The sequence below is a fragment of the Chitinophaga sp. genome (assembly GCF_035564935.1).
GTDB lineage: Bacteria > Bacteroidota > Bacteroidia > Chitinophagales > Chitinophagaceae > Chitinophaga.
In genome coordinates this window covers 1-1,708 of record NZ_DATMTE010000459.1, presented here as the reverse complement: position 1 = coordinate 1,708, position 1,708 = coordinate 1, and the positions used below count along the sequence as shown (strand labels likewise).

Genomic DNA, 1,708 nt, shown 5'->3' with positions numbered 1-1,708 from the left:
TTCATAGCCCATCAGGGCAAAGATATTGGCGGGTTGTTTTGCCAGGTTTTCAAATTGCTTTACAAACAACTGGTTGGCCTTGTTTTCATCTTCCCGCATCCAGGAGCGGGAGGTGTATAGTTCAAGATCTGCATGTTTTACATCATCCAGAATATCATCGTATACCATGGCTTCGTGTACCAGTAACGGTACTTCTTTATGCAAGCCACTCTGTATCCATTGTTCAAGGAATTTCAGCCCCAGGCTTCCGCAGAAAATAGCGTGTACATAGGCGGGTCTTTCTTTCTTCCATTTATTAAAAATGGCCGTAGTATCCAGTTTATGTGGCTGTTGCGGATCAAATGGCAGTATGTTTAGCTGGAGGGAAGTGCCACCTGCTGCTGCATTGCCCTGTTGAAAAGTGCTGTTCAGGTGATAGCCTGCTTCATACACAGGCATGATCATATGTCCTCCCTCACCGAAGGTGCTTTGTGCCCAATGGCCCAATGCATATTGCGATTGCCAGAGCTGATGCGAGGCGTAAAATATATCGGGGCTGAGATAGGGGAAATGAGGCACATATTCTCCCATATCAAAAAAGAAAGCAGGCTTCTTCTCCATTTCTATCAGGGGAACCAGCTCTGGTATTGATTTGTAGCTGATAAGACCGGAAAGAATATCTACCCTGTTAAAAAAAAGCAGCTTACGGGCAGCTTCTTCACTGGCTTTTATTCCTCCCATATTGGTGAACTCCGGGATGAACTGAATGGTACGTTGCCGCACGGGATCCAGTCCCATACCGATTAACCACCCGGTAATCAGATGTTGGGAGAAAAAAGGATATATACCCGAATAGGGAGTCAGGAACCCCACGGTGAGGGGTGGATTTTGGGACATATTATTATTGCTCGTAAAAATTTAATAGTGATCGTTAACTTCTGGAAGGAAAAATACCTTCGAGTGCAATCAAATAAGTCATTGCCAGGTAAGGGTTTATAATGGAGATGGGCTGACTGCCACCATTGATACCCACCGTGATATTACCTGCAACCGGGCCGGGCGCCAGCGCGGAAGTGTTGTCAAGCGGAGCGTACCCTTTAATTGGATTACCGGTTGGGCCACTGCCAATAGTAGGCAGCGTAGCTGGTACCAAAGTGCCATCGGGAGTAACACTGGTTCCCGCTACAACGCTGGCCGATGGGGATGCCGTAAGGCTGAAGGTGGCCGCGTGATTATGCGCCGGCATGTTGGAAATGAGAATAGTGGTATTTTCAGTGCCACTGGACTGGCCAAGCGTATAACTAGAAAGACCAGGTCCCTGTCCCCAGCCAATAGGCGCTCTGCCTCTCAGGTCTGGTAAAGCAAAAGTAGTTACGCCATCACCACCGTAAGTAGTGCCAAGCAGGGAAAAAAGCGCGCTGTTTTGTGCGATAGATATTATCTGGCCCCAGCAGAAGGCCCAGCCTCTGATAGCAAAATTGCCGCCGAATAAAATAACCATTGCGAGGTAAGGTTCCATAACAAATCATATAAAGGTTAGAGAATAATGACAGTGGATTTCTTTGATACAAACATCACATTATTTCCTTGAGGGGGAAATAGTCTGGCTCTCTTGAGGATTTTAATGACTAAGGGAAAAATCGTAGCAATTATTTATAGGATTTAAGTGTTGATTATAGGATATAAGTATGAACCCAATAAAGATAGTGTTTTCCTTTTAATAAAATAC

Annotated in this window: 2 protein-coding genes; both read right to left on the bottom strand. The window is 45.6% G+C overall.

What is annotated here, in order from left to right; genetic code table 11:
- Positions 1-876: ABC transporter substrate-binding protein (locus VN105_RS11850; RefSeq protein WP_325641089.1), on the bottom strand; the 876-nt coding region annotated here is incomplete at its 3' end.
- Between the two features lie 34 nt (positions 877-910).
- The gene (locus tag VN105_RS11845; RefSeq protein WP_325641087.1) at positions 911-1,498 is read right to left on the bottom strand and encodes a phage tail protein; all 588 of its coding nucleotides are present in this window, start codon (positions 1,496-1,498) and stop codon (positions 911-913) included.
- Positions 1,499-1,708: the final 210 nt, after the last annotated feature.

Coding starts and splice junctions, on each gene's coding strand:
- VN105_RS11845 (WP_325641087.1), bottom strand. CDS start 1,498: ATGGAACCTTACCTCGCAATGGTTATTTTATTCGGCGGCAATTTTGCT.